The sequence below is a fragment of the Streptomyces sp. NPDC104761 genome, from assembly GCF_055583445.1.
This window is the reverse complement of record NZ_JBVJNZ010000005.1, coordinates 238,705-262,693: the sequence shown is the minus strand read 5'-3', so window position 1 is coordinate 262,693 and position 23,989 is coordinate 238,705. Positions and strand designations below refer to the sequence as shown.

Sequence of the window (23,989 nt, the reverse complement as noted above, 5' to 3'; positions counted from 1 at the left end):
TCTGGGTCCGGCCCCGCGGACGGTACGCCACCACCCACCACCCGCCTCACGCCCTCGCCTTCGATGGAGACAAGGGGGGGGGGGGGGGGGGGGTCCCCCCCCCCCCCCCCCCCCCGGCCGCGCGGGCCAAGACCGGACAGGACCGCGTTCCGCCCGGCCACGGCCGGGCGGATCACCTCGGGGTCGGTGAGGTCCGCGCGGACCACCTCCAGGCCCGTGCCGGTCACGGTCAGCCGGGCGGGGTCGCGGACGACCGCCGTGACCCGGTGGCCGGACGCCAGCGCCTGACGGACGATCTCCCGGCCGATCCCGCCGGTCGCGCCGAACACAGTGAGATTCATGACTGCTCCCGTTCCAGCAGAGTGGTTGTGGATGGAGGTGGGTGAGTGTTCACTCACCCATGGCCACCTCTAGGGTGGGTAAGCACTCACTCACCCGTCAAGGCTTCTCGGGAAGTCCGTCGGAATCGCCGGAAGGGGCATGTGATCCTTGGATGCCATGGAGCAGAAACCGGCCCGCGTCCGCATCCTCGACGCCGCTCACGAGCTGATGCGCACCGTCGGGCTCGCCCGCGTCACCACCAAGGAGATCGCCAGGGCGGCCGACTGCTCCGAGGCGGCCCTCTACAAGTACTTCCCCAGCAAGGAAGAGCTGTTCGTGCACGTGCTCACCGAGCGGCTGCCGCGGCTCCTCCCGCTGCTGGGCGAGCTCACCGTCGAACCCGGCCGGGGCAGCCTGGAGGACAACCTCACGCAGATCGCCCGGCAGGCCGCGCTCTTCTACGAGGAGAGCTTCCCGATCACCGCGTCCCTCTACGCCGAGCACCAGCTCAAGCGGAAGCTCGACGACACACTGCGCACCATCGGCGCGGGCCCGCACGTGCCGATGAGGGCCCTGGACGGCTACCTGCGCGCCGAGGCGGCCCTCGGCCGGATCCGGCCCGACGCCGACACGTCCGCGGCCGCCGCCCTGCTCCTCGGCGCCTGTGTCCAGCGCGTCTTCTCCTACGAGGCGACGGAGACCGGGGAGCGCCCGCCGGTGGACGCGTTCGCCGCCCGCGTCGCCCGCACCCTGCTCGGCGGGCTCTCCGTCGCCGGGGAGCCCGCCCGCCCGTGACCGGGGATCAGGACACCGGGGCGGTCAGCCAGGCGTCGATGTCCGCCAGGAGCCCGGCCTTCACGTCCTCGGGTGCGGCCGAGCCGCGAACCGACTGGCGGGCCAGTTCGGCCAGTTCGGCGTCGGTGAAGGCGTGGTGCACGCGCGCGATGTCGTACTGCGCGGCCAGCCGGGAGCCGAACAGGAGCGGGTCGTCGGCGCCCAGGGCCATCGGGACGCCGGCCTCGAAGAGGGTGCGCAGCGGGACGTCCTCGGGCTTCTCGTAGACGCCCAGGGCCACGTTGGAGGCCGGGCACACCTCGCAGGTGATCTCCCGGTCGGCCAGGCGCTTGAGCAGCCTCGGGTCCTCCGCCGCCCGGACGCCGTGCCCGATCCGGGAGGCGTGCAGGTCGTCCAGGCAGTCCCGGACCGACGCCGGCCCGGTAAGCTCGCCGCCGTGCGGGGCCGCCAGCAGGCCGCCCTCGCGCGCGATGTGGAAGGCCCGGTCGAAGTCCCGCGCCATGCCCCGCCGCTCGTCGTTCGACAGTCCGAAGCCGACCACACCCCGGTCCGCGTACCGGATGGCGAGCCGGGCCAGCGTGCGCGCGTCCAGAGGGTGCTTCATACGGTTCGCGGCCACCAGCACGCGCATGCCGAGGCCGGTCTCCCGGGAGGTCGTCTCCACCGCGTCCAGGATGATCTCCAGGGCCGGGATCAGACCGCCGAGGCGCGGGGCGTACGACGTCGGGTCCACCTGGATCTCCAGCCAGCGCGAACCGTCCTTCAGGTCCTCCTCGGCGGCCTCCCGGACCAGGCGCCGGATGTCCTCGGGCTCTCTCAGGCAGGAGCGCGCAGCGTCGTACAGCCGCTGGAAGCGGAACCAGCCCCGCTCGTCGGTGGCCCGCAGTCGCGGTGGTTCGCCGCTGGTCAGGGCTTCGGTCAGCGCCTCGGGGAGGCGTACGCCGTACTTGTCGGCCAGTTCCAGGACGGTTCCCGGCCGCATCGAACCGGTGAAGTGCAGATGCAGATGAGCTTTCGGCAGCTCAGAGACATCACGTACGTGCTCCATTCCAGGATCCTGCCGTACGTACCTGCCGTACCGGTAGCCGATTCCCCATTAGTGGCCTTGCTCGCACACGAGAACGCACCTGAGGACGCGCACGAGAACGGGCACGAGAACGCACCTGAGGACGCGCACGAGAACGGGCCGCCTCCCCGCAGGGAGACGGCCCGCACGCGCGTGTGCAGCGCGAGAAGGAGTCAGTCCTTCGCCTCGGCCAGCAGCTTCTGCATCCGGCTCACGCCCTCGACGAGGTCCTCGTCACCCAGCGCGTACGACAGCCGCAGGTAGCCGGGCGTGCCGAAGGCCTCGCCCGGGACGACCGCGACCTCGGCCTCCTCCAGGATCAGCGCGGCCAGCTCGACCGAGTCCTGCGGGCGCTTGCCGCGGATCTCCTTGCCGAGCAGCGCCTTGACCGACGGGTAGGCGTAGAAGGCGCCCTCGGGCTCCGGGCAGACCACGCCGTCGATCTCGTTGAGCATCCGCACGATCGTCCGGCGACGCCGGTCGAAGGCCTCGCGCATCGTCGCCACGGCCTCCAGGTCACCGGTGACGGCGGCCAGGGCGGCGACCTGCGCCACGTTGGAGACGTTCGACGTGGCGTGCGACTGGAGGTTCGTGGCCGCCTTGACGACGTCCTTGGGGCCGATGAGCCAGCCCACCCGCCAGCCGGTCATGGCGTACGTCTTCGCCACGCCGTTGACGACGATGCACTTGTCGCGCAGCTCGGGCAGGATCGCCGGCAGCGAGGTGAACTTGGCGTCGCCGTAGACCAGGTGCTCGTAGATCTCGTCGGTGAGGACCCACAGGCCGTGCTCCACGGCCCAGCGGCCGATCGCCTCGGTCTCGGCCTCGCTGTAGACCGCGCCGGTCGGGTTGGACGGGGAGACGAAGAGCACGACCTTCGTCTTCTCGGTGCGGGCCGCCTCCAGCTGCTCCACGGAGACGCGGTAGCCGGTGGTCTCGTCCGCAACGACGTCGACCGGGACACCGCCGGCCAGGCGGATGGACTCCGGGTACGTCGTCCAGTACGGGGCGGGGACGATGACCTCGTCGCCGGGGTCGAGGATCGCGGCGAAGGCCTCGTAGATGGCCTGCTTGCCACCGTTGGTGACGAGCACCTGGGAGGCGTCGACCTCGTAGCCGGAGTCGCGCAGCGTCTTCGCGGCGATCGCGGCCTTCAGCTCGGGCAGACCGCCGGCCGGGGTGTAGCGGTGGTACTTCGGGTTCTTGCAGGCCTCGACGGCGGCCTCGACGATGTAGTCCGGCGTCGGGAAGTCGGGCTCACCGGCGCCGAAGCCGATCACCGGGCGCCCGGCGGCCTTGAGGGCCTTGGCCTTGGCGTCCACGGCGAGGGTGGCGGACTCGGAGATCGCGCCGACTCGGGCGGAGACCCGGCGCTCGGTGGGAGGGGTTGCAGCGCTCATGGGGCCCATCGTTTCAGACTGGAAACCTGCCCGGCACGCCGGTTTCACGGACTGAACAACTACGGACCCAACCATGCACAAGCGTGCGGATCCGCCCCCGGGCCAGGACGATCTTCCGTACGGTCGGCCCGGACTGCCGCTTTCTGTTCGACGCGGGCCCGCGGACCACGTACACTCTCCACTCGTTGGCCTTCAGCAGCCGCGCGTGAGCAGGTGCACACCGAGCACCCGGTCGGATGCGGTACGTTGGGGACACAGCAAAGGGTCGTAGCTCAATTGGTAGAGCACCGGTCTCCAAAACCGGCGGTTGGGGGTTCAAGTCCCTCCGGCCCTGCTACACACACCGCCAGGATGTGTGCGCATGTACGTACAAGCATTGCACCGCCGTGCGGCTCCAGAAACCGGGCGCGGCACGGCCATGACCCGGGACCAGGTGAGGACGAATGACGGACGCCGTGGGCTCCATCGACACGCCTGATGCCGATGAGGTGCAGGAGTCCAAGAAGAAGGGCCGCAAGGGCGGCAAGCGTGCCAAGAAGGGCCCGCTGAAGCGCCTTGCCACCTTCTACCGCCAGATCATTGCGGAGCTCCGCAAGGTCGTCTGGCCGACGCGTAACCAGCTGACGTCGTACACCACCGTGGTGATCTTCTTCGTCGCCATCATGATCGCTCTGGTGACCGTGATTGACTATGGACTCAACCACGCGGCCAAGTACGTCTTCGGCTGAGCACAGAGCGAAGGGCGCCGTGGTACCGGCGCCCGTTTTCGCATGTTCCACCCCTATGTATCCAGGAAGAAGCAGCCATCGTGTCTGACCCGAACCTGAACGACGCCGTCGCGCCCGATGAGGCCGTCGATGACGAGCTGGACATCGTCGAGGGCGCGGACGAGCGGGACGAGTTCGAGGCTGCCGAGGCCGAACTGGGGGAGCCGGCCGAGGAGGCCGCCATCCACGTCGAGGACGAGGACACGGCGGAGGACGAGGACACCGACGGGACCGAGGAGGCCGAAGAGGCCGAAGAGGTTCTCGAGGAGGCGCCGGCCGAGCCGGTCGACCCCGTCCAGGCGCTGCGCGAGGAGCTGCGCGTGCTCCCCGGCGAGTGGTACGTCATCCACACGTACGCCGGCTACGAGAACCGCGTGAAGACCAACCTGGAGCAGCGCGCCGTCTCGCTGAACGTCGAGGACTACATCTTCCAGGCCGAGGTGCCGCAGGAAGAGGTCGTCCAGATCAAGAACGGCGACCGCAAGACCATCAAGCAGAACAAGCTGCCCGGTTACGTGCTCGTCCGCATGGACCTGACCAACGAGTCGTGGGGTGTCGTCCGCAACACCCCGGGTGTCACCGGCTTCGTCGGCAACGCGTACGACCCGTACCCGCTGACCCTGGACGAGATCGTCAAGATGCTCGCGCCGGAGGCCGAGGAGAAGGCGGCGCGCGAGGCGGCGGAGGCCGAGGGCAAGCCGGTGCCGCAGCGCAAGGTCGAGGTCCAGGTGCTGGACTTCGAGGTGGGCGACTCGGTGACGGTGACCGACGGTCCGTTCGCCACGCTGCAGGCGACGATCAACGAGATCAACCCGGACTCCAAGAAGGTCAAGGGTCTGGTGGAGATCTTCGGGCGAGAGACGCCGGTGGAGCTTTCGTTCGATCAGATCCAGAAGAACTAGTCGGTAGTTCTTCGGCCGCAGGTGCGTGGGGGCTGGTCGCGCCCACGCGGCGGTAGCCGCACATTGCTACCGCCCCGCGCCCCTGGGCAAGCCAGGTCAGGTAGGCCTCAAGCGGGCCACCTGACCTGCTTCGTTTTTGGCCGCGCATCTATACCCGTTATCGTTGTGCGGTATGCCTGCGTTCGGGTTGGTCCCCTCGCGCAGGCAGGACCCGAAATGAAAGGACCCGGAGAGCTATGCCTCCCAAGAAGAAGAAGGTCACGGGGCTCATCAAGCTCCAGATCAACGCCGGTGCGGCGAACCCGGCCCCGCCGGTCGGCCCCGCGCTCGGTCAGCACGGCGTCAACATCATGGAGTTCTGCAAGGCCTACAACGCCGCGACCGAGTCGCAGCGCGGTTGGGTCATCCCGGTGGAGATCACGGTCTACGAGGACCGTTCCTTCACCTTCATCACCAAGACCCCGCCGGCCGCGAAGATGATCCTCAAGGCCGCTGGTGTCGAGAAGGGCTCCGGCGAGCCGCACAAGACCAAGGTCGCCAAGATCACCGAGGCGCAGGTCCGCGAGATCGCCCAGACCAAGCTGCCCGACCTGAACGCCAACGACCTGGACGCCGCGTCGAAGATCATCGCCGGCACCGCCCGCTCCATGGGCATCACGGTCGAGGGCTGAACCCCACCTTCGTAGAACCACCGTGGTAGGGCCTGCTCGGCCCGTACACCACGACTCCTTCAGAACACACAGGAGCAAGTTGTGAGCAAGCGCAGCAAGGCTCTCCGCGCTGCGGACGAGAAGATCGACCGGGAGAAGCTGTACGCCCCGCTCGAGGCCGTCCGTCTCGCCAAGGAGACCTCCACGACCAAGTTCGACGGCACCGTCGAGGTCGCCTTCCGCCTGGGTGTCGACCCGCGCAAGGCCGACCAGATGGTCCGTGGCACCGTGAACCTCCCGCACGGCACCGGCAAGACCGCCCGGGTCCTGGTCTTCGCGACCGGTGACCGTGCCGAGGCCGCGCGTGCCGCGGGCGCCGACATCGTCGGCGCCGACGAACTGATCGACGAGGTGGCGAAGGGCCGTCTGGACTTCGACGCCGTCGTCGCCACCCCGGACCTCATGGGCAAGGTCGGCCGCCTCGGCCGCGTCCTCGGCCCCCGTGGTCTGATGCCGAACCCGAAGACCGGCACCGTCACGCCGGACACCGCCAAGGCTGTCAACGACATCAAGGGCGGCAAGATCGAGTTCCGCGTCGACAAGCACTCGAACCTGCACTTCATCATCGGCAAGACGTCCTTCGACGACGACAAGCTGGTGGAGAACTACGGCGCGGCGCTGGAGGAGATCCTCCGTCTGAAGCCGTCCGCCGCCAAGGGCCGCTACATCAAGAAGGCCGCGGTCAGCACCACCATGGGCCCCGGCATCCCGGTCGACCCGAACCGCACCCGCAACCTCCTCACCGAGGAGGACCCGGCCGCCGTCTGAGCCCCGCGCTCGGCCCGGTAGCCGCGTCAGGGACGCGACACCACCAGGACGGGCCCCGCAACCTCTCGGTTGCGGGGCCCGTCCTGCTGTTTGAGCGACTCCCGGCGCGCTGTCAGTGCCCTGGGTTAGCGTCGGGGTACGGGACCTTCACGGGGGTGGGCGGGATGAGGACCAGGCGAGCGCGTCGTACGGCCGTCTCGATCGCGGTGGCGGCCGCGCTGACCGGGGCGGCGGCCTGCAGCTCCGCGGGGGGCTCAGGAGGCACCGGGGGCTCCGGCACGGAGGACAGGTCCGGCGCCCGCGCCGCGACCAGGGTCAGCCCGATCGCCGAGCTGCGCTCCGCGGAGAAGTCCACCGACGACGCCGACTCGGCCCGGGTCCGCTCCACCACGACCATGGGTTCCCTGCTGTCCATGACGACGGACGGCAGCCTCGCCTGGGACCACGGGATGTCCGGCACCGTCACCATCACCTACACGGGCGGCAGCACGGCCGAGCTGATGCGCAAGCTCGGTACGACGTCGATGGAGGCCCGCTACCTGCCCGACGCCTACTACGCGAGGATGAGCGACACCTTCGCCGCGCAGACCGGCGGCAAGCACTGGATCCGGTACGGGTACGGCGACCTGGCCTCCGTCGCCGGCGGCTCGGGGGCCCTGCTCAAGGACCAGATGCAGAACACCACGCCCAACAGGTCGGTGCAGATGCTGCTGGCCTCCGGCGACGTGCGGAAGGTCGGCGAGGAGAAGGTCGACGGCCAGGCCACCACCCACTACGCGGGCACCGTGGACGTGGCCGACCTGGCCGGGCGGAGCAGCAGCCTCACGGCCGGCCAGCTGGCCGCCCTGAAGAAGCAGCTCACCCAGGCCGGCGTCAGCACCGAGACCGTCGACATCTGGGTCAACGGCCAGGACCTGCTGGTCAAGAAGACCGAGAAGGCCACCACGGCGAACGGCACGATGACCCAGACCGCGCACTACAGCGACTACGGCGTCAAGGTCAGCGCCCAGGTGCCCCCGGCCGGCGACACCGAGGACTTCAAGGCCCTGCTCAAGGCGCAGGGCGCGACCGGGCTGACCTCCTGAGCCATCGGGTCCCGCCGGGGAGGGCGGAGCGGCGGCTGTCCAGCTGACGGGCGGTGGGGGTGGTCGAGCAGTTTCTACCCCAGGCTTCCCCAGGCTTCGACCGGGGCACCCCGGCGCCCGTTCAGGGCGCGCTGCCGTGGCCGATTTGCTCGACAGTGCCCGGGTCCCGTACTCTCCTACAGAAGCCAAAGACCGCTGGTCGTTGCCGTGTGCTCGCAAGAGCGTGCGGTGGCCGAAGGATCCGCTGAACCGCGGACGACCCGCGCAGGTGACTGTGGAAGTGCTCCCGGAGCCGCATGCGTCGCGTATGTGATTTCGGTCGAGCTACGCCCCGTGCGCCTGCGCCGGGGCGTTTCGTTTTCCCCAGCCCCTTCCGAGCGGTCCTCATCACCCGGAAGGAGGCCGACGCTCTATGGCAAGGCCCGACAAGGCTGCCGCGGTAGCCGAGCTGACGGAGCAGTTCCGCAGCTCGAACGCCGCCGTGCTGACCGAGTACCGGGGTCTCACCGTGGCGCAGCTCAAGACGCTGCGCCGGTCGCTCGGTGAGAACGCCCAGTACGCCGTGGTGAAGAACACGCTGACCAAGATTGCGGCCAACGAGGCCGGGATCACGACGCTCGACGACCTGTTCAACGGTCCGACGGCGGTCGCCTTCGTCACCGGTGACCCGGTGGAGTCGGCGAAGGGTCTTCGTGACTTCGCCAAGGACAACCCGAACCTCGTCATCAAGGGCGGTGTCCTTGACGGCAAGGCGCTGTCCGCCGACGAGATCAAGAAGCTTGCGGACCTCGAGTCCCGCGAGGTTCTGCTCGCCAAGCTGGCGGGCGCCCTGAAGGGCAAGCAGACGCAGGCTGCTCAGGTCTTCCAGGCGCTCCCGTCGAAGCTCGTCCGCACCGTGGACGCGCTTCGCGCCAAGCAGGACGAGCAGGGCGGTGCCGAGTAACTCGGCTCGCGAAATGACCGCCGCCTGAGGCAGCCCGCCGAAGGCAACGGTCGTAGCGGGCCGAACGTACGCCCGCCAGACATGTACATACGGCACCAGCCGAATTAGTGGAAGGAAAGCCATCGTGGCTCTCACCCAGGACGAACTGCTCGCCGAGTTCGAGGGCATGACCCTCATCCAGCTCTCCGAGTTCGTGAAGGCGTTCGAGGAGAAGTTCGACGTCACCGCCGCCGCCGCGGTTGCCGTCGCGGGCCCGGCCGGTCCGGCCGCCGCCGCCCCGGTCGAGGAGGAGAAGGACGAGTTCGACGTCATCCTCACCGGCGCCGGCGACAAGAAGATCCAGGTCATCAAGGTCGTGCGTGAGCTGACCTCGCTCGGCCTGAAGGAGGCCAAGGACCTGGTGGACGGCGCCCCGAAGCCCGTCCTCGAGAAGGTCGCCAAGGACGCCGCCGAGAAGGCCGCCGAGTCCCTCAAGGGCGCCGGCGCCTCCGTCGAGGTCAAGTAACACCTCCGAGGTCGACCACGACCTCTGTGTGCTGAAACACCCCCTCGGGGGCTGTAACGCGCAGACCGCGAAGAGCGATCATCCATCCGGGTGGTCGCTCTTCGGCGTTCCTGGAAGGCCGACCACGGTTGCCTTGCACCCGCCCCGGCGGGAGGTATGGTGATCTTCGTCGTGTCACCGGGCGCACCGGGTTTGCGCAGGGGGGCCTTGACGAACCGCACGCAGCGCGCAATTCTCAGGACGCGTCGCCAGAACGGTCCGAATCCGAGGCATGGATCGGCGACGAAGAGGGCAGTATCAACGTGCGTTGAGGGCAGGCATGACGCAGGCGTTGACGATGAAGAGGGTCTCAGAAAATGGGGACTGGACATCAGTGTGCCAAGTGGCTACACTGACCCTTTGCGCTGCCTGTTAGCCTTCCCCTGCCCGTCACCAGGGGTCTGCCCTCACCCGAATGCCGACGACCGAACCTCCTCTGAACTGGGGTTTCTGTCTCTGTGTCCGGGACGGGACCGGGGAGCGCGTAGTGAGTCCGAGCCCTCGGAAGGACCCCCTCTTGGCCGCCTCGCGCACTGCCTCGAACGCGAATATGAACAACGGCGCCAGCACCGCCCCGCTGCGCATCTCCTTTGCAAAGATCAAGGAGCCTCTCGAGGTTCCCAACCTGCTCGCGCTGCAGACCGAGAGCTTTGACTGGCTGCTCGGCAACACCGCCTGGCAGAGTCGGGTCGAGGAGGCTCTGGAGTCCGGTCAGGACGTCCCCACCAAGTCCGGTCTGGAGGAGATCTTCGAGGAGATCTCCCCGATCGAGGACTTCTCCGGGTCGATGTCGCTGACGTTCCGCGACCACCGCTTCGAGCCGCCGAAGAACAGCATCGACGAGTGCAAGGAGCGCGACTTCACGTACGCCGCTCCGCTCTTCGTCACGGCCGAGTTCACCAACAACGAGACCGGTGAGATCAAGTCCCAGACGGTCTTCATGGGCGACTTCCCGCTCATGACGAACAAGGGCACCTTCGTCATCAACGGCACCGAGCGTGTCGTGGTGTCGCAGCTGGTCCGTTCGCCCGGTGTCTACTTCGACTCGTCGATCGACAAGACGTCCGACAAGGACATCTTCTCCGCCAAGATCATCCCCTCCCGGGGTGCCTGGCTGGAGATGGAGATCGACAAGCGCGACATGGTCGGTGTCCGCATCGACCGCAAGCGCAAGCAGTCCGTGACCGTCCTCCTGAAGGCGCTCGGCTGGACCACCGAGCAGATCCTCGAGGAGTTCGGCGAGTACGAGTCGATGCGCGCCACCCTGGAGAAGGACCACACCCAGGGCCAGGACGACGCGCTGCTCGACATCTACCGCAAGCTGCGTCCGGGCGAGCCCCCCACGCGTGAGGCCGCGCAGACGCTGCTCGAGAACCTGTACTTCAACCCGAAGCGCTACGACCTCGCCAAGGTCGGCCGCTACAAGGTCAACAAGAAGCTGGGCGCGGACGCCCCGCTGGACGCCGGTGTGCTGACCGTCGAGGACGTCATCTCGACGATCAAGTACCTGGTCAAGCTGCACGCGGGCGAGACCGAGACGGTCGGCGACAGCGGTGGCACGATCGTCGTCGAGACCGACGACATCGACCACTTCGGCAACCGTCGTCTGCGCAGCGTCGGCGAGCTCATCCAGAACCAGGTCCGTACCGGCCTGGCCCGTATGGAGCGCGTCGTCCGCGAGCGCATGACCACCCAGGACGTCGAGGCGATCACGCCGCAGACCCTGATCAACATCCGGCCGGTCGTCGCCTCCATCAAGGAGTTCTTCGGCACCAGCCAGCTGTCGCAGTTCATGGACCAGAACAACCCGCTGTCGGGTCTCACCCACAAGCGCCGCCTGTCGGCCCTTGGCCCGGGTGGTCTCTCCCGTGAGCGGGCCGGCTTCGAGGTCCGTGACGTGCACCCGTCGCACTACGGCCGCATGTGCCCGATCGAGACCCCCGAAGGCCCGAACATCGGCCTGATCGGCTCGCTCGCCTCCTACGGCCGGGTCAACGCGTTCGGTTTCGTCGAGACCCCGTACCGCAAGGTCGTCGACGGCCAGGTCACCGACGAGGTGGACTACCTGACCGCCGACGAGGAGGACCGCTTCGTCATCGCGCAGGCCAACGCCGGCCTCAACGACGACATGCGCTTCTCCGAGGCCCGTGTGCTGGTGCGCCGCCGTGGCGGCGAGGTCGACTACGTCGCCGGTGACGACGTGGACTACATGGACGTCTCGCCGCGCCAGATGGTGTCGGTCGCGACCGCCATGATCCCGTTCCTCGAGCACGACGACGCCAACCGTGCCCTCATGGGCGCGAACATGATGCGGCAGGCCGTGCCGCTGATCAAGAGCGAGTCCCCGCTCGTCGGCACCGGCATGGAGTACCGCTCCGCGGTCGACGCCGGCGACGTGGTCAAGGCCGAGAAGGCCGGTGTGGTCCAGGAGGTCTCCGCGGACTACATCACCACCGCCAACGACGACGGCACGTACATCACGTACCGCCTGGCCAAGTTCGCCCGGTCCAACCAGGGCACCTCGGTCAACCAGAAGGTCATCGTGCTGGAGGGCGACCGGGTCGTCGAGGGCCAGGTCCTCGCCGACGGTCCCGCCACCCAGAACGGCGAGATGGCGCTCGGCAAGAACCTGCTCGTGGCGTTCATGCCGTGGGAGGGTCACAACTACGAGGACGCGATCATCCTGTCGCAGCGCCTCGTGCAGGACGACGTCCTCTCCTCGATCCACATCGAGGAGCACGAGGTCGACGCCCGTGACACCAAGCTCGGCCCCGAGGAGATCACCCGGGACATCCCGAACGTCTCCGAGGAGGTCCTCGCCGACCTCGACGAGCGCGGCATCATCCGCATCGGCGCCGAGGTCATCGCCGGCGACATCCTGGTCGGCAAGGTCACCCCGAAGGGCGAGACCGAGCTGACGCCGGAGGAGCGCCTGCTGCGCGCGATCTTCGGTGAGAAGGCCCGTGAGGTCCGTGACACCTCGCTGAAGGTGCCGCACGGCGAGACCGGCAAGGTCATCGGCGTCCGCGTCTTCGACCGCGAGGAGGGCGACGAGCTGCCGCCGGGCGTGAACCAGCTGGTCCGCGTCTACGTCGCGCAGAAGCGCAAGATCACCGACGGTGACAAGCTCGCCGGCCGGCACGGCAACAAGGGTGTCATCTCCAAGATCCTGCCGATCGAGGACATGCCGTTCCTGGAGGACGGCACCCCGGTCGACATCATCCTCAACCCGCTGGGTGTGCCGTCCCGAATGAACCCGGGACAGGTCCTGGAGATCCACCTCGGCTGGCTCGCCAGCCGCGGCTGGGACGTCTCCGGTCTCGCCGACGACTGGGCCCAGCGGCTCCAGGCCATCGGCGCCGACCAGGTCGCCCCGCGCACCAACGTCGCGACCCCGGTCTTCGACGGTGCCCGCGAGGACGAGCTGGCGGGTCTGCTGCAGCACACCATCCCGAACCGCGACGGCGACCGCCTGGTGCAGCCGACCGGCAAGGCGCGGCTGTTCGACGGCCGCTCCGGTGAGCCGTTCCCGGACCCGATCTCCATCGGCTACATGTACATCCTCAAGCTCCACCACCTGGTCGACGACAAGCTGCACGCCCGTTCGACCGGCCCGTACTCGATGATCACCCAGCAGCCGCTGGGTGGTAAGGCCCAGTTCGGTGGCCAGCGGTTCGGCGAGATGGAGGTGTGGGCGCTGGAGGCTTACGGCGCCGCGTACGCCCTCCAGGAGCTGCTGACCATCAAGTCCGACGACGTCACCGGCCGCGTGAAGGTCTACGAGGCCATCGTCAAGGGCGAGAACATCCCCGAGCCCGGCATCCCCGAGTCCTTCAAGGTGCTCATCAAGGAGATGCAGTCGCTCTGCCTGAACGTGGAGGTGCTGTCCAGCGACGGTATGTCCATCGAGATGCGTGACACCGACGAGGACGTCTTCCGCGCTGCGGAGGAGCTCGGCATCGACCTGTCCCGGCGCGAGCCGAGCAGCGTCGAAGAGGTCTGACGGGAGTCCGGCGGGCCCTGAGGAACCAGGGCCCCGCCGACCCCCAGGCCCCCGTTTCAGACCACAGACTTACAACCCTGAGAGGGATTGACGCATAGTGCTCGACGTCAACTTCTTCGATGAGCTCCGGATCGGCCTGGCCACGGCTGACGACATCCGTCAGTGGAGCCACGGCGAGGTCAAGAAGCCCGAGACGATCAACTACCGCACCCTCAAGCCGGAAAAGGACGGGCTCTTCTGCGAGAAGATCTTCGGCCCCACCCGGGACTGGGAGTGCTACTGCGGCAAGTACAAGCGTGTCCGCTTCAAGGGCATCATCTGTGAGCGCTGCGGCGTCGAGGTGACCCGCGCCAAGGTGCGCCGTGAGCGGATGGGCCACATCGAGCTGGCCGCGCCCGTCACGCACATCTGGTACTTCAAGGGTGTCCCGTCGCGCCTCGGCTACCTGCTGGACCTGGCGCCCAAGGACCTCGAGAAGGTCATCTACTTCGCGGCGTACATGATCACGTTCGTCGACGAGGAGCGCCGTACCCGCGACCTGCCCTCCCTGGAGGCGCACGTCTCCGTGGAGCGCCAGCAGATCGAGAACCGCCGCGACTCCGACCTGGAGGCCCGCGCCAAGAAGCTCGAGAGCGACCTGGCCGAGCTGGAGGCCGAGGGCGCCAAGGCCGACGTGCGCCGCAAGGTGCGCGAGGGTGCCGAGCGTGAGATGAAGCAGCTGCGCGACCGTTCGCAGCGCGAGATCGACCGCCTCGACGAGGTGTGGACCCGCTTCAAGAACCTCAAGGTCCAGGACCTGGAGGGCGACGAGCTGCTCTACCGCGAGCTGCGGGACCGCTTCGGCACGTACTTCGACGGCTCGATGGGTGCCGCGGCGCTGCAGAAGCGCCTGGAGTCCTTCGACCTCGACGAGGAGGCCGAGAAGCTCCGCGAGATCATCCGCACCGGCAAGGGCCAGAAGAAGACCCGTGCGCTCAAGCGCCTCAAGGTCGTCTCGGCGTTCCTGCAGACCAGCAACAGCCCCAAGGGCATGGTGCTCGACTGCGTGCCGGTCATCCCGCCGGACCTCCGCCCGATGGTGCAGCTGGACGGTGGCCGCTTCGCGACCTCCGACCTGAACGACCTGTACCGCCGTGTGATCAACCGCAACAACCGCCTGAAGCGGCTTCTCGACCTCGGCGCGCCCGAGATCATCGTGAACAACGAGAAGCGCATGCTCCAGGAGGCCGTGGACGCCCTCTTCGACAACGGCCGTCGTGGTCGCCCGGTCACGGGCCCCGGCAACCGTCCGCTGAAGTCCCTCAGCGACATGCTGAAGGGCAAGCAGGGTCGTTTCCGTCAGAACCTGCTCGGCAAGCGAGTCGACTACTCGGCGCGTTCCGTCATCGTCGTCGGCCCGCAGCTGAAGCTGCACCAGTGCGGTCTGCCCAAGGCCATGGCGCTGGAGCTCTTCAAGCCGTTCGTGATGAAGCGCCTGGTCGACCTGAACCACGCGCAGAACATCAAGTCCGCCAAGCGCATGGTGGAGCGCGGCCGCACCGTCGTGTACGACGTCCTCGAAGAGGTCATCGCCGAGCACCCGGTGCTGCTGAACCGTGCGCCCACCCTGCACCGCCTCGGCATCCAGGCCTTCGAGCCGCAGCTGGTCGAGGGCAAGGCCATCCAGATCCACCCGCTCGTCTGCACCGCGTTCAACGCGGACTTCGACGGTGACCAGATGGCCGTGCACCTGCCGCTGTCCGCGGAGGCACAGGCCGAGGCCCGCATCCTGATGCTGTCCTCGAACAACATCCTCAAGCCCGCCGACGGCCGTCCGGTGACGATGCCGACCCAGGACATGGTCCTCGGTCTGTTCTTCCTGACGACCGACAGCGAGATGCGCAACGTCAAGGGCGAGGGCCGTGCCTTCGGCTCGGCGGCCGAGGCGATCATGGCCTTCGACGCCGGCGAGCTCTCGCTCCAGTCGAAGATCGACATCCGCTTCCCGGTGGGCACCATCCCGCCGCGCGGCTGGACCCCGCCGGCCGCGGAAGAGGGCGAGCCGGAGTACCAGACCGGTGACAGCTTCCGTCTGAAGACCACGCTCGGCCGTGCGCTCTTCAACGAGCTGCTGCCCGAGGACTACCCGTTCGTCGACTACGAGGTCGGCAAGAAGCAGCTCTCCGAGATCGTCAACGACCTCGCCGAGCGGTACCCGAAGGTCATCGTGGCGGCGACGCTCGACAACCTGAAGGCGTCCGGCTTCTACTGGGCGACCCGTTCCGGCGTCACCGTCGCCATCTCCGACGTCGTCGTGCCCGAGGCGAAGAAGGCGATCGTCGCCGGGTACGAGGCCAAGGACGAGAAGGTCCAGAAGCAGTACGAGCGCGGTCTGATCACCAAGGACGAGCGCACGCAGGAGCTCATCCAGATCTGGACCCAGGCGACCAACGAGGTCGCCGAGGCGATGAACGACAACTTCCCGAAGACCAACCCGATCTTCATGATGGTGAACTCGGGTGCACGAGGCAACATGATGCAGATGCGTCAGATCGCCGGTATGCGTGGTCTGGTGTCGAACGCGAAGAACGAGACGATCCCGCGTCCGATCAAGGCGTCGTTCCGTGAGGGCCTGTCCGTGCTGGAGTACTTCATCTCCACTCACGGTGCCCGTAAGGGTCTGGCGGACACCGCCCTGCGTACCGCCGACTCGGGTTACCTCACCCGTCGTCTGGTCGACGTCTCCCAGGACGTCATCATCCGCGAGGAGGACTGCGGCACCGAGCGCGGCCTCAAGCTGCACATCGCGGAGGTCGGCGCGGACGGCGTGCTGCGCAAGGCGGACAACGTCGAGACGTCCGTGTACGCGCGCTGCCTCGCCGAGGACATCGTGGTCGACGGTCAGGTCCTGGCCCCGGCCGGCACCGACCTCGGTGACGTGCTCATCGACGAGCTGGTGGCCCGTGGCGTCGCGGAGGTCAAGACCCGTTCGGTCCTGACCTGCGAGTCCGCCGTCGGCACCTGCGCCATGTGCTACGGCCGCTCCCTGGCCACCGGCAAGCTGGTCGACATCGGTGAGGCGGTCGGCATCATCGCCGCCCAGTCCATCGGTGAGCCCGGTACCCAGCTGACGATGCGTACCTTCCACACCGGTGGTGTGGCCGGTGACGACATCACCCAGGGTCTGCCGCGTGTCGTCGAGCTCTTCGAGGCCCGTACCCCGAAGGGTGTCGCCCCGATCTCCGAGGCCCAGGGCCGCGTGCGGATCGAGGAGACCGAGAAGACCAAGAAGATCGTCGTCACCCCGGACGACGGCAGCGACGAGATGGCCTACCCCATCTCGAAGCGTGCCCGTCTCCTGGTCAGCGAGGGCGAGCACGTCGAGGTGGGCCAGAAGCTCACCGTGGGTGCCACCAACCCGCACGACGTGCTGCGCATCCTGGGTCAGCGTGCCGTCCAGGTCCACCTGGTCGGCGAGGTCCAGAAGGTGTACAACTCGCAGGGTGTGTCGATCCACGACAAGCACATCGAGATCATCATCCGGCAGATGCTGCGCCGTGTGACGATCATCGAGTCCGGTGACGCCGAGCTGCTGCCCGGCGAGCTGGTCGAGCGCTCGAAGTTCGAGCACGAGAACCGTCGTGTGGTCCAGGAGGGCGGTCACCCGGCTTCGGGTCGTCCGCAGCTCATGGGTATCACCAAGGCCTCGCTGGCGACGGAGTCCTGGCTGTCGGCCGCCTCCTTCCAGGAGACGACCCGAGTCCTGACGGACGCGGCGATCAACGCCAAGTCCGACAGCCTCATCGGCCTCAAGGAGAACGTCATCATCGGTAAGCTCATCCCGGCCGGTACGGGTCTGTCCCGCTACCGCAACATCCGGGTCGAGCCGACCGAGGAGGCGAAGGCCGCGATGTACTCGGCCGTCGGCTACGACGACATCGACTACTCGCCGTTCGGCACCGGCTCCGGCCAGGCCGTCCCGCTGGAGGACTACGACTACGGTCCGTACAACCAGTAGGAGAGTGGTTCTGAAGGGCGGTCACCCCGTTTCGTACGGGGTGACCGCCCTTCGGCGTGTGGTGGCAGCCCATGTGCGTTGTCGACCAGGATGCCGAGTCTGCCGAACACCGGCGCCACGGGCGGCCCAGTTGGCGTCTTAATTGCGCGCGCAAACGTCCCGGAAACTGACTGTCAGTCCTTACCGATGAAGGCGGAATCGAAAGGATTCCGTGATTCATTCGCGCATGCGCGCTCTTGGGCGTGACGGCGTGCGAGGCGGCCGCAGAGTCGGTCGGCCGTCGCGGTCGATGGCGCCTGTGACCTCGTGCGTCATCGAGGAGTTGCGTGTAGCGGCGCGGAATCCTGGCGTATTGATGAAAAGGGGTCCGGTGTCGTCGAAGCCCGGTTCGGTCGGGGTGATCCTGGACAGGCCTTGAATTCACCAACGGAAGCTGCACCGAATCAATGAGATTTGCGTTCGAGATCGGTGTTCCCGCCCACACCGGTCGGGCGGGCCGTCCCCCTCGCTACGGAATGCCCAGCTCGAAGATCACGTAATGCGCGTACCACCCCGAGGCCACGGCCGCAGTGGAGAAGAACACCACCAGGGCCGGCCACCGCAGCCGTGCCAGCGCCGCCGCCGGTGCCAGCAGCAGTGGGAAGACGGGGAGCAGGTAGCGCGGGGTGTTGCCGAACATCTGCTGGGTGCCGAGGATCGTCACGATCGAGGCGAGGGTGTACGCCGTCAGCACCAGCGGTGGCCGTTTCCGGAGCAGGAGTGCGACGAGGAACGGCAGCGCCACCACCACCTGCACGGCGATCAGGTCCGGGACCGGGTAGGCGAAGAGGTAGTCGCCGTGCCCCACGGCCACGTTCCGCAGCACGTCCAGGGTGTACGCGCCGAAGTCGAAGTAGTGCGCCCAGGCCTGGTGCTGGAGCGAGAAGTACGCGCCCGGGCTGCCCATGGACCAGCCGACCCAGGCGATGTAGGTGAGCAGGCCGAGGGGGGCGGCGACCGCCGCGTACAGCGGGGCCGCGACGCCCTGCTCGCGCCGGCTGTCCCGGCGCACCAGCGTCACCAGGGCGGCCAGGCCGACCGCACCGATCGTACGGCCGCCGTGGGACGGCTCAGGCCGGACAGGAAGGCGAGCAGGCCCGCCGCCACCCAGCGGCGTCTCATCACGGCGTGACAGGTCCAGGCGGCGATCGCCACGAACAGGGACTCCGTGTAGACCGCCCACTCGACGCCGGCGGCGGGGGCCACCGCCCACAGGCCGGCCGCGATGGTGCCGGCGCGGGCGCCGGCGAGCAGCGAGACCACCGCGTAGATGCCGGCCGCCGCGACGAAGGAACAGAGGACCGAGACGAGGATCGCGGAGCCGTAGAGGCCGATGCCGGTGATCTCCGAGACCACTCGGACCAGACCGGGGTAGAGGGGGAAGAACGCGACCGAGTTCTGCTCCGCGCTGAACTGGCCGCCGGGGGCGAGGGGCCGGAGGGGCTCGGGGTGGTAGCCCTTCTGCGCGACCTGGAGGTACCACCAGCCGTCCCAGGTGGACAGGACGTCCCACCAGTGGGCACCGCCGCCGAAGCGGGGGTCCTTGGTCCGGTAGTCGCCGGCGGACGTCAGCAGCCAGGCGAAGACGAGGAGGCCGGTGAGCTTGGCGGCGCCGTAGAGGGCGAGGGGCGGGAGGTAGGGGCGGGCGGCCGGAGGGAGGCGAAGGGGGAGACGAAGGGGACGACGCGGTGTCGTGACGTTCGGCGCGGTGTTGCTCTGAGCTGTGCTCATGCGTGTGCTGCCCCCCAGGAAAAGCGCGCCGTGCGCAGTGCCGCGCGTGGTCTTCGGGCGGCTGCGGGTCCATCGTGGCTGGTCGCGCAGTTCCTCGCGCCCCCAAGGGGGCGCTGAGGCGACCGGCGATCAGAAGATCCGATCAGCGTCGCACAGCCGTGAATCCGATCGGCGTCAGCCTGCGCCGCTCTCCGTTCGCGTGTCGTTCGTCTTCGTGGTATATCGGAAGGCGGCCCAAAACCCCAGTTCAGGTCCCCCGCAACCGGTCCCGCTTCTTTTGTTTTGACCGGAGTGATTGCGCTGGGTACGCTCAGACCTTGTGCCTGGGGTGTGCCCTGACCCTCGTGCGTGCCTTCAAACCGCACCGGAGTGACGAAGTGGCCACCGCGATCCGCGCCCCCTTCTGCCTCGCGGCAGGAGTTCGCGGAATCCGACACACCCGACCGCGTGGGTCGGCGACGTTCCAGGTTAGCTTCACCAATCGGCACACAGAAACCGGAGAAGTAGTGCCTACGATCCAGCAGCTGGTCCGCAAGGGCCGGCAGGACAAGGTCGAGAAGAACAAGACGCCCGCACTCGAGGGTTCCCCTCAGCGTCGCGGCGTCTGCACGCGTGTGTTCACGACCACCCCGAAGAAGCCGAACTCGGCCCTGCGTAAGGTCGCGCGTGTGCGTCTGACCAGCGGGATCGAGGTCACCGCTTACATTCCGGGTGAGGGACACAACCTGCAGGAGCACTCCATCGTGCTCGTGCGCGGCGGCCGTGTGAAGGACCTGCCGGGTGTTCGCTACAAGATCATCCGTGGCTCGCTCGACACCCAGGGTGTCAAGAACCGCAAGCAGGCCCGCAGCCGCTACGGCGCCAAGAAGGAGAAGTAAGAATGCCTCGTAAGGGCCCCGCCCCGAAGCGCCCGGTCATCATCGACCCGGTTTACGGCTCCCCTCTGGTGACCTCCCTGATCAACAAGGTGCTGCTGAACGGCAAGCGCTCGACTGCCGAGCGGATCGTTTACGGCGCCATGGAGGGCCTGCGCGACAAGACCGGCAACGACCCGGTCATCACGCTCAAGCGCGCCCTCGAGAACATCAAGCCGACGCTTGAGGTCAAGTCCCGCCGTGTCGGTGGCGCCACCTACCAGGTCCCGGTCGAGGTCAAGCCCGGCCGTGCCAACACCCTGGCGCTGCGCTGGCTGGTCGGCTACTCCCGCGCCCGTCGCGAGAAGACCATGACCGAGCGCCTGCTCAACGAGCTTCTCGACGCGTCCAACGGCCTCGGTGCGGCCGTCAAGAAGCGCGAGGACACGCACAAGATGGCCGAGTCCAACAAGGCCTTCGCGCACTACCGCTGGTAGTCGCTACCCCCATCGAGACCGAGAGAAGACCGAAGCCTTATGGCTACCACTTCACTTGACCTGGCCAAGGTCCGCAACATCGGGATCATGGCCCACATCGACGCGGGCAAGACGACCACCACCGAGCGGATCCTGTTCTACACCGGTGTGTCGTACAAGATCGGTGAGGTCCACGACGGCGCTGCCACCATGGACTGGATGGAGCAGGAGCAGGAGCGTGGCATCACGATCACCTCTGCTGCCACCACCTGTCACTGGCCGCTGGAAGACGTCGACCACACCATCAACATCATCGACACCCCGGGCCACGTCGACTTCACCGTAGAGGTGGAGCGTTCGCTGCGCGTGCTCGACGGTGCCGTGACGGTGTTCGACGGCGTCGCCGGTGTCGAGCCGCAGTCCGAGACGGTGTGGCGTCAGGCGGACCGCTACGGCGTTCCGCGTATCTGCTTCGTCAACAAGCTCGACCGGACCGGTGCCGAGTTCCACCGCTGCGTCGACATGATCTCTGACCGCCTGGGCGCTCAGCCGATCGTCATGCAGCTCCCGATCGGTGCCGAGGCCGACTTCCAGGGCGTCGTGGACCTCGTCCGCATGAAGGCGCTCGTGTGGTCCGCCGAGGCCACCAAGGGCGAGATGTACGACGTCGTCGACATCCCGGCCACCCACACCGAGGCTGCCGAGGAGTACCGCGGCAAGCTGCTGGAGGCCGTGGCCGAGAACGACGAAGAGATCATGGAGCTGTACCTGGAGGGCGAGGAGCCCTCCGAGGAGCAGCTGTACGCCGCGATCCGTCGTATCACCATCGCGTCCGGCAAGTCCGACGGCACCACCGTCACCCCGGTGTTCTGCGGTACCGCGTTCAAGAACAAGGGCGTTCAGCCCCTGCTCGACGCGGTCGTGCGCTACCTCCCCTCCCCGCTCGACGTCGAGGCCATCGAGGGCCACGCCGTGAACGACCCGGAGGAGGTCGTCAAGCGCAAGCCGTCCGACGACGAGCCGCTGTCCGCGCTGGCGTTCAAGATCATGAGCGACCCGCACCTCGGCAAACTCACCTTCGTCCGGGTCTACTCGGGCCGCCTGGAGTCCGGCACCGCCGTGCTGAACTCCGTCAAGGGCAAGAAGGAGCGCATCGGCAAGATCTACCGCATGCACGCGAACAAGCGTGAGGAGATCGAGTCGGTGGGCGCCGGCGACATCATCGCCGTCATGGGTCTCAAGCAGACCACGACCGGTGAGACGCTGTGCGACGACAAGCAGCCGGTGATCCTGGAGTCCATGGACTTCCCGGCGCCGGTCATCCAGGTCGCCATCGAGCCCAAGTCGAAGGGCGACCAGGAGAAGCTGGGCGTCGCGATCCAGCGCCTGGCCGAGGAGGACCCGTCCTTCCAGGTCCACTCGGACGAGGAGACCGGCCAGACCATCATCGGCGGCATGGGCGAGCTGCACCTCGAGGTGCTGGTCGACCGTATGCGCCGTGAGTTCAAGGTCGAGGCCAACGTCGGCAAGCCGCAGGTGGCCTACCGCGAGACGATCCGCAAGGCCGTCGAGCGCGTCGACTACACCCACAAGAAGCAGACCGGTGGTACCGGTCAGTTCGCGAAGGTGCAGATCGGCATCGAGCCGCTCGAGGGTGGCGACACGTCGTACGAGTTCGTGAACAAGGTGACCGGTGGCCGCATCCCGAAGGAGTACATCCCTTCGGTGGACGCCGGTGCGCAGGAGGCCATGCAGTTCGGCATCCTCGCCGGTTACGAGATGACCGGTGTCCGCGTGATCCTGCACGACGGTGCCTACCACGAGGTCGACTCCTCCGAGCTCGCCTTCAAGATCGCCGGTTCGCAGGCCTTCAAGGAGGCCGCGCGCAAGGCGTCCCCCGTGCTCCTTGAGCCGATGATGGCCGTCGAGGTCACCACGCCCGAGGACTACATGGGTGAGGTCATCGGCGACATCAACTCCCGCCGTGGTCAGATCCAGGCCATGGAGGAGCGGGCCGGTGCCCGCGTCGTGAAGGGCCTCGTGCCCCTCTCGGAGATGTTCGGTTACGTCGGCGACCTGCGCAGCAAGACGTCCGGCCGGGCCAGCTACTCCATGCAGTTCGACTCCTACGCCGAGGTTCCGCGGAACGTCGCCGAGGAGATCATCGCGAAGGCCAAGGGCGAGTAAGTACCGCGTTTAACGCGGCGCGCACACACGCCTTAGGCTTGACCCCGGAGCCTCACGGGTCGTTCCTCCACATTCGTGGCGGTACGGCCCGGGGCCCGGGACCCAACAGCAAAGATCACCTGGCGCCGACTGAACCCAGGCGTACAGAACCACTCCCAGGAGGACCCCAGTGGCGAAGGCGAAGTTCGAGCGGACTAAGCCGCACGTCAACATCGGCACCATCGGTCACATCGACCACGGTAAGACGACCCTCACGGCCGCCATTACCAAGGTGCTGCACGACGCGTACCCGGACCTGAACGAGGCGACCGCGTTCGACAACATCGACAAGGCGCCCGAGGAGCGTCAGCGCGGTATCACCATCTCCATCGCGCACGTCGAGTACCAGACGGAGACCCGTCACTACGCGCACGTCGACTGCCCCGGTCACGCGGACTACATCAAGAACATGATCACGGGTGCCGCGCAGATGGACGGCGCGATCCTGGTCGTGGCCGCCACCGACGGCCCGATGCCGCAGACCAAGGAGCACGTGCTCCTGGCCCGCCAGGTCGGCGTTCCGTACATCGTCGTCGCCCTGAACAAGGCCGACATGGTGGACGACGAGGAGATCCTGGAGCTCGTCGAGCTCGAGGTCCGTGAGCTCCTCTCCGAGTACGAGTTCCCGGGCGACGACGTCCCGGTCGTCAAGGTCTCGGCGCTCAAGGCGCTCGAGGGCGACGCCCAGTGGACCCAGTCCGTCCTGGACCTGATGTCCGCCGTCGACGAGGCCATCCCGCAGCCCGAGCGTGACGTCGACAAGCCGTTCCTGATGCCGATCGAGGACGTCTTCACGATCACCGGTCGTGGCACCGTCGTCACCGGTCGTATCGAGCGTGGTGTCCTCAAGGTCAACGAGACCGTCGACATCATCGGCATCAAGACCGAGAAGACCACCACCACGGTCACCGGCATCGAGATGTTCCGCAAGCTGCTCGACGAGGGCCAGGCCGGTGAGAACGTCGGTCTGCTCCTCCGTGGCATCAAGCGCGAGGACGTCGAGCGCGGCCAGGTCATCATCAAGCCGGGCTCGGTCACCCCGCACACCGAGTTCGAGGCGCAGGCCTACATCCTCTCCAAGGACGAGGGTGGCCGCCACACGCCGTTCTTCAACAACTACCGTCCGCAGTTCTACTTCCGTACGACGGACGTGACCGGCGTCGTGACCCTCCCCGAGGGCACCGAGATGGTCATGCCGGGTGACAACACCGAGATGAAGGTGGAGCTCATCCAGCCCGTCGCCATGGAAGAGGGCCTGAAGTTCGCCATCCGCGAGGGTGGCCGCACGGTCGGCGCCGGCCAGGTCACCAAGATCAACAAGTGATCTCGGCCCGCAAGGGCTGACCAGGCAGGTCTGAAGAG

At 67.6% G+C, this 23,989-nt stretch carries 17 protein-coding genes, 1 tRNA gene and 1 pseudogene; 15 read left to right on the top strand and 4 right to left on the bottom strand.

The features are described 5' to 3' along the window. A partial coding sequence (locus ACZ63F_RS16625) for an NAD(P)-dependent oxidoreductase (protein ID WP_469711754.1) occupies positions 1 to 341 on the bottom strand: 341 nt, incomplete at its 3' end. A 157-nt stretch (positions 342 to 498) separates the two neighbouring features. On the opposite strand from ACZ63F_RS16625, the gene ACZ63F_RS16620 reads away from it, so the two are divergent. Continuing rightward, positions 499 to 1,116: a TetR/AcrR family transcriptional regulator gene (locus ACZ63F_RS16620; protein WP_469711753.1), complete on the top strand. Its 618-nt coding sequence runs from the start codon at positions 499 to 501 to the stop codon at positions 1,114 to 1,116. Between the two features lie 7 nt (positions 1,117 to 1,123). Here the strand turns inward: ACZ63F_RS16620 and ACZ63F_RS16615 are convergent, their stop codons facing one another. Both ACZ63F_RS16615 and ACZ63F_RS16610 read right to left on the bottom strand, forming a co-directional pair. Next, positions 1,124 to 2,164 carry an adenosine deaminase gene (locus tag ACZ63F_RS16615; protein WP_351957564.1) on the bottom strand — a complete coding sequence of 347 codons (1,041 nt, stop codon included), beginning with the start codon at positions 2,162 to 2,164 and terminating at the stop codon, positions 1,124 to 1,126. Between the two features lie 191 nt (positions 2,165 to 2,355). Beyond that, positions 2,356 to 3,582, bottom strand: coding sequence for a pyridoxal phosphate-dependent aminotransferase (locus ACZ63F_RS16610; RefSeq protein ID WP_469711751.1), 1,227 nt, complete (start codon positions 3,580 to 3,582; stop codon positions 2,356 to 2,358). 261 nt (positions 3,583 to 3,843) lie between these two features. Here ACZ63F_RS16610 and ACZ63F_RS16605 point away from each other — a divergent pair. The 10 genes from ACZ63F_RS16605 (at position 3,844) to ACZ63F_RS16560 (ending at position 17,301) form a co-directional block, all read left to right on the top strand. Next, positions 3,844 to 3,916 (top strand) — tRNA-Trp (locus ACZ63F_RS16605). A 109-nt stretch (positions 3,917 to 4,025) separates the two neighbouring features. Then, positions 4,026 to 4,310 (top strand): preprotein translocase subunit SecE, encoded by a 285-nt coding sequence (secE, locus tag ACZ63F_RS16600; protein WP_093499675.1) that lies wholly within the window; start codon positions 4,026 to 4,028, stop codon positions 4,308 to 4,310. Positions 4,311 to 4,390: 80 nt separating this feature from the next. Continuing rightward, complete coding sequence (gene nusG, locus ACZ63F_RS16595) at positions 4,391 to 5,251, top strand: transcription termination/antitermination protein NusG (protein ID WP_469711749.1); 861 nt, start codon at positions 4,391 to 4,393, stop codon at positions 5,249 to 5,251. Between the two features lie 236 nt (positions 5,252 to 5,487). Next, positions 5,488 to 5,922, top strand: coding sequence for a 50S ribosomal protein L11 (gene rplK / locus ACZ63F_RS16590; protein ID WP_055515278.1), 435 nt, complete (start codon positions 5,488 to 5,490; stop codon positions 5,920 to 5,922). A gap of 81 nt (positions 5,923 to 6,003) precedes the next feature. Beyond that, complete coding sequence (rplA, locus tag ACZ63F_RS16585; protein ID WP_093499673.1) at positions 6,004 to 6,729, top strand: 50S ribosomal protein L1; 726 nt, start codon at positions 6,004 to 6,006, stop codon at positions 6,727 to 6,729. 164 nt (positions 6,730 to 6,893) lie between these two features. Then, on the top strand, positions 6,894 to 7,814 hold the full coding sequence (locus ACZ63F_RS16580) for an SCO4651 family lipoprotein (RefSeq protein ID WP_469711747.1): 921 nt from the start codon (positions 6,894 to 6,896) through the stop codon (positions 7,812 to 7,814). 412 nt (positions 7,815 to 8,226) lie between these two features. Beyond that, a complete protein-coding gene (gene rplJ, locus ACZ63F_RS16575; RefSeq protein ID WP_009330729.1) occupies positions 8,227 to 8,757 on the top strand; it encodes a 50S ribosomal protein L10 in 531 nt (176 codons plus the stop codon). A gap of 121 nt (positions 8,758 to 8,878) precedes the next feature. Further along, positions 8,879 to 9,262 carry a 50S ribosomal protein L7/L12 gene (rplL, locus tag ACZ63F_RS16570; RefSeq protein WP_093499670.1) on the top strand — a complete coding sequence of 128 codons (384 nt, stop codon included), beginning with the start codon at positions 8,879 to 8,881 and terminating at the stop codon, positions 9,260 to 9,262. 556 nt (positions 9,263 to 9,818) lie between these two features. After that, positions 9,819 to 13,304, top strand: a complete 3,486-nt coding sequence (rpoB, locus tag ACZ63F_RS16565) for a DNA-directed RNA polymerase subunit beta (RefSeq protein WP_351957568.1) — start codon at positions 9,819 to 9,821, stop codon at positions 13,302 to 13,304. A gap of 97 nt (positions 13,305 to 13,401) precedes the next feature. Further along, positions 13,402 to 17,301, top strand: a complete 3,900-nt coding sequence (locus tag ACZ63F_RS16560) for a DNA-directed RNA polymerase subunit beta' (RefSeq protein WP_469711745.1) — start codon at positions 13,402 to 13,404, stop codon at positions 17,299 to 17,301. Between the two features lie 508 nt (positions 17,302 to 17,809). On the opposite strand, the pseudogene ACZ63F_RS16555 reads toward ACZ63F_RS16560, so the two are convergent. After that, positions 17,810 to 19,071 (bottom strand): annotated as a pseudogene (locus ACZ63F_RS16555) (hypothetical protein). Between the two features lie 506 nt (positions 19,072 to 19,577). On the opposite strand from ACZ63F_RS16555, the gene rpsL reads away from it, so the two are divergent. From rpsL to tuf, 4 genes are all read left to right on the top strand, one after another. Next, positions 19,578 to 19,949: a 30S ribosomal protein S12 gene (rpsL, locus tag ACZ63F_RS16550; protein WP_003948652.1), complete on the top strand. Its 372-nt coding sequence runs from the start codon at positions 19,578 to 19,580 to the stop codon at positions 19,947 to 19,949. Between the two features lie 2 nt (positions 19,950 to 19,951). Beyond that, positions 19,952 to 20,422 (top strand): 30S ribosomal protein S7, encoded by a 471-nt coding sequence (gene rpsG / locus ACZ63F_RS16545; protein ID WP_009330725.1) that lies wholly within the window; start codon positions 19,952 to 19,954, stop codon positions 20,420 to 20,422. Positions 20,423 to 20,461: 39 nt separating this feature from the next. Continuing rightward, complete coding sequence (fusA, locus tag ACZ63F_RS16540; protein WP_351957571.1) at positions 20,462 to 22,588, top strand: elongation factor G; 2,127 nt, start codon at positions 20,462 to 20,464, stop codon at positions 22,586 to 22,588. Between the two features lie 169 nt (positions 22,589 to 22,757). Continuing rightward, complete coding sequence (gene tuf, locus ACZ63F_RS16535; protein ID WP_352359669.1) at positions 22,758 to 23,951, top strand: elongation factor Tu; 1,194 nt, start codon at positions 22,758 to 22,760, stop codon at positions 23,949 to 23,951. Positions 23,952 to 23,989: the final 38 nt, after the last annotated feature.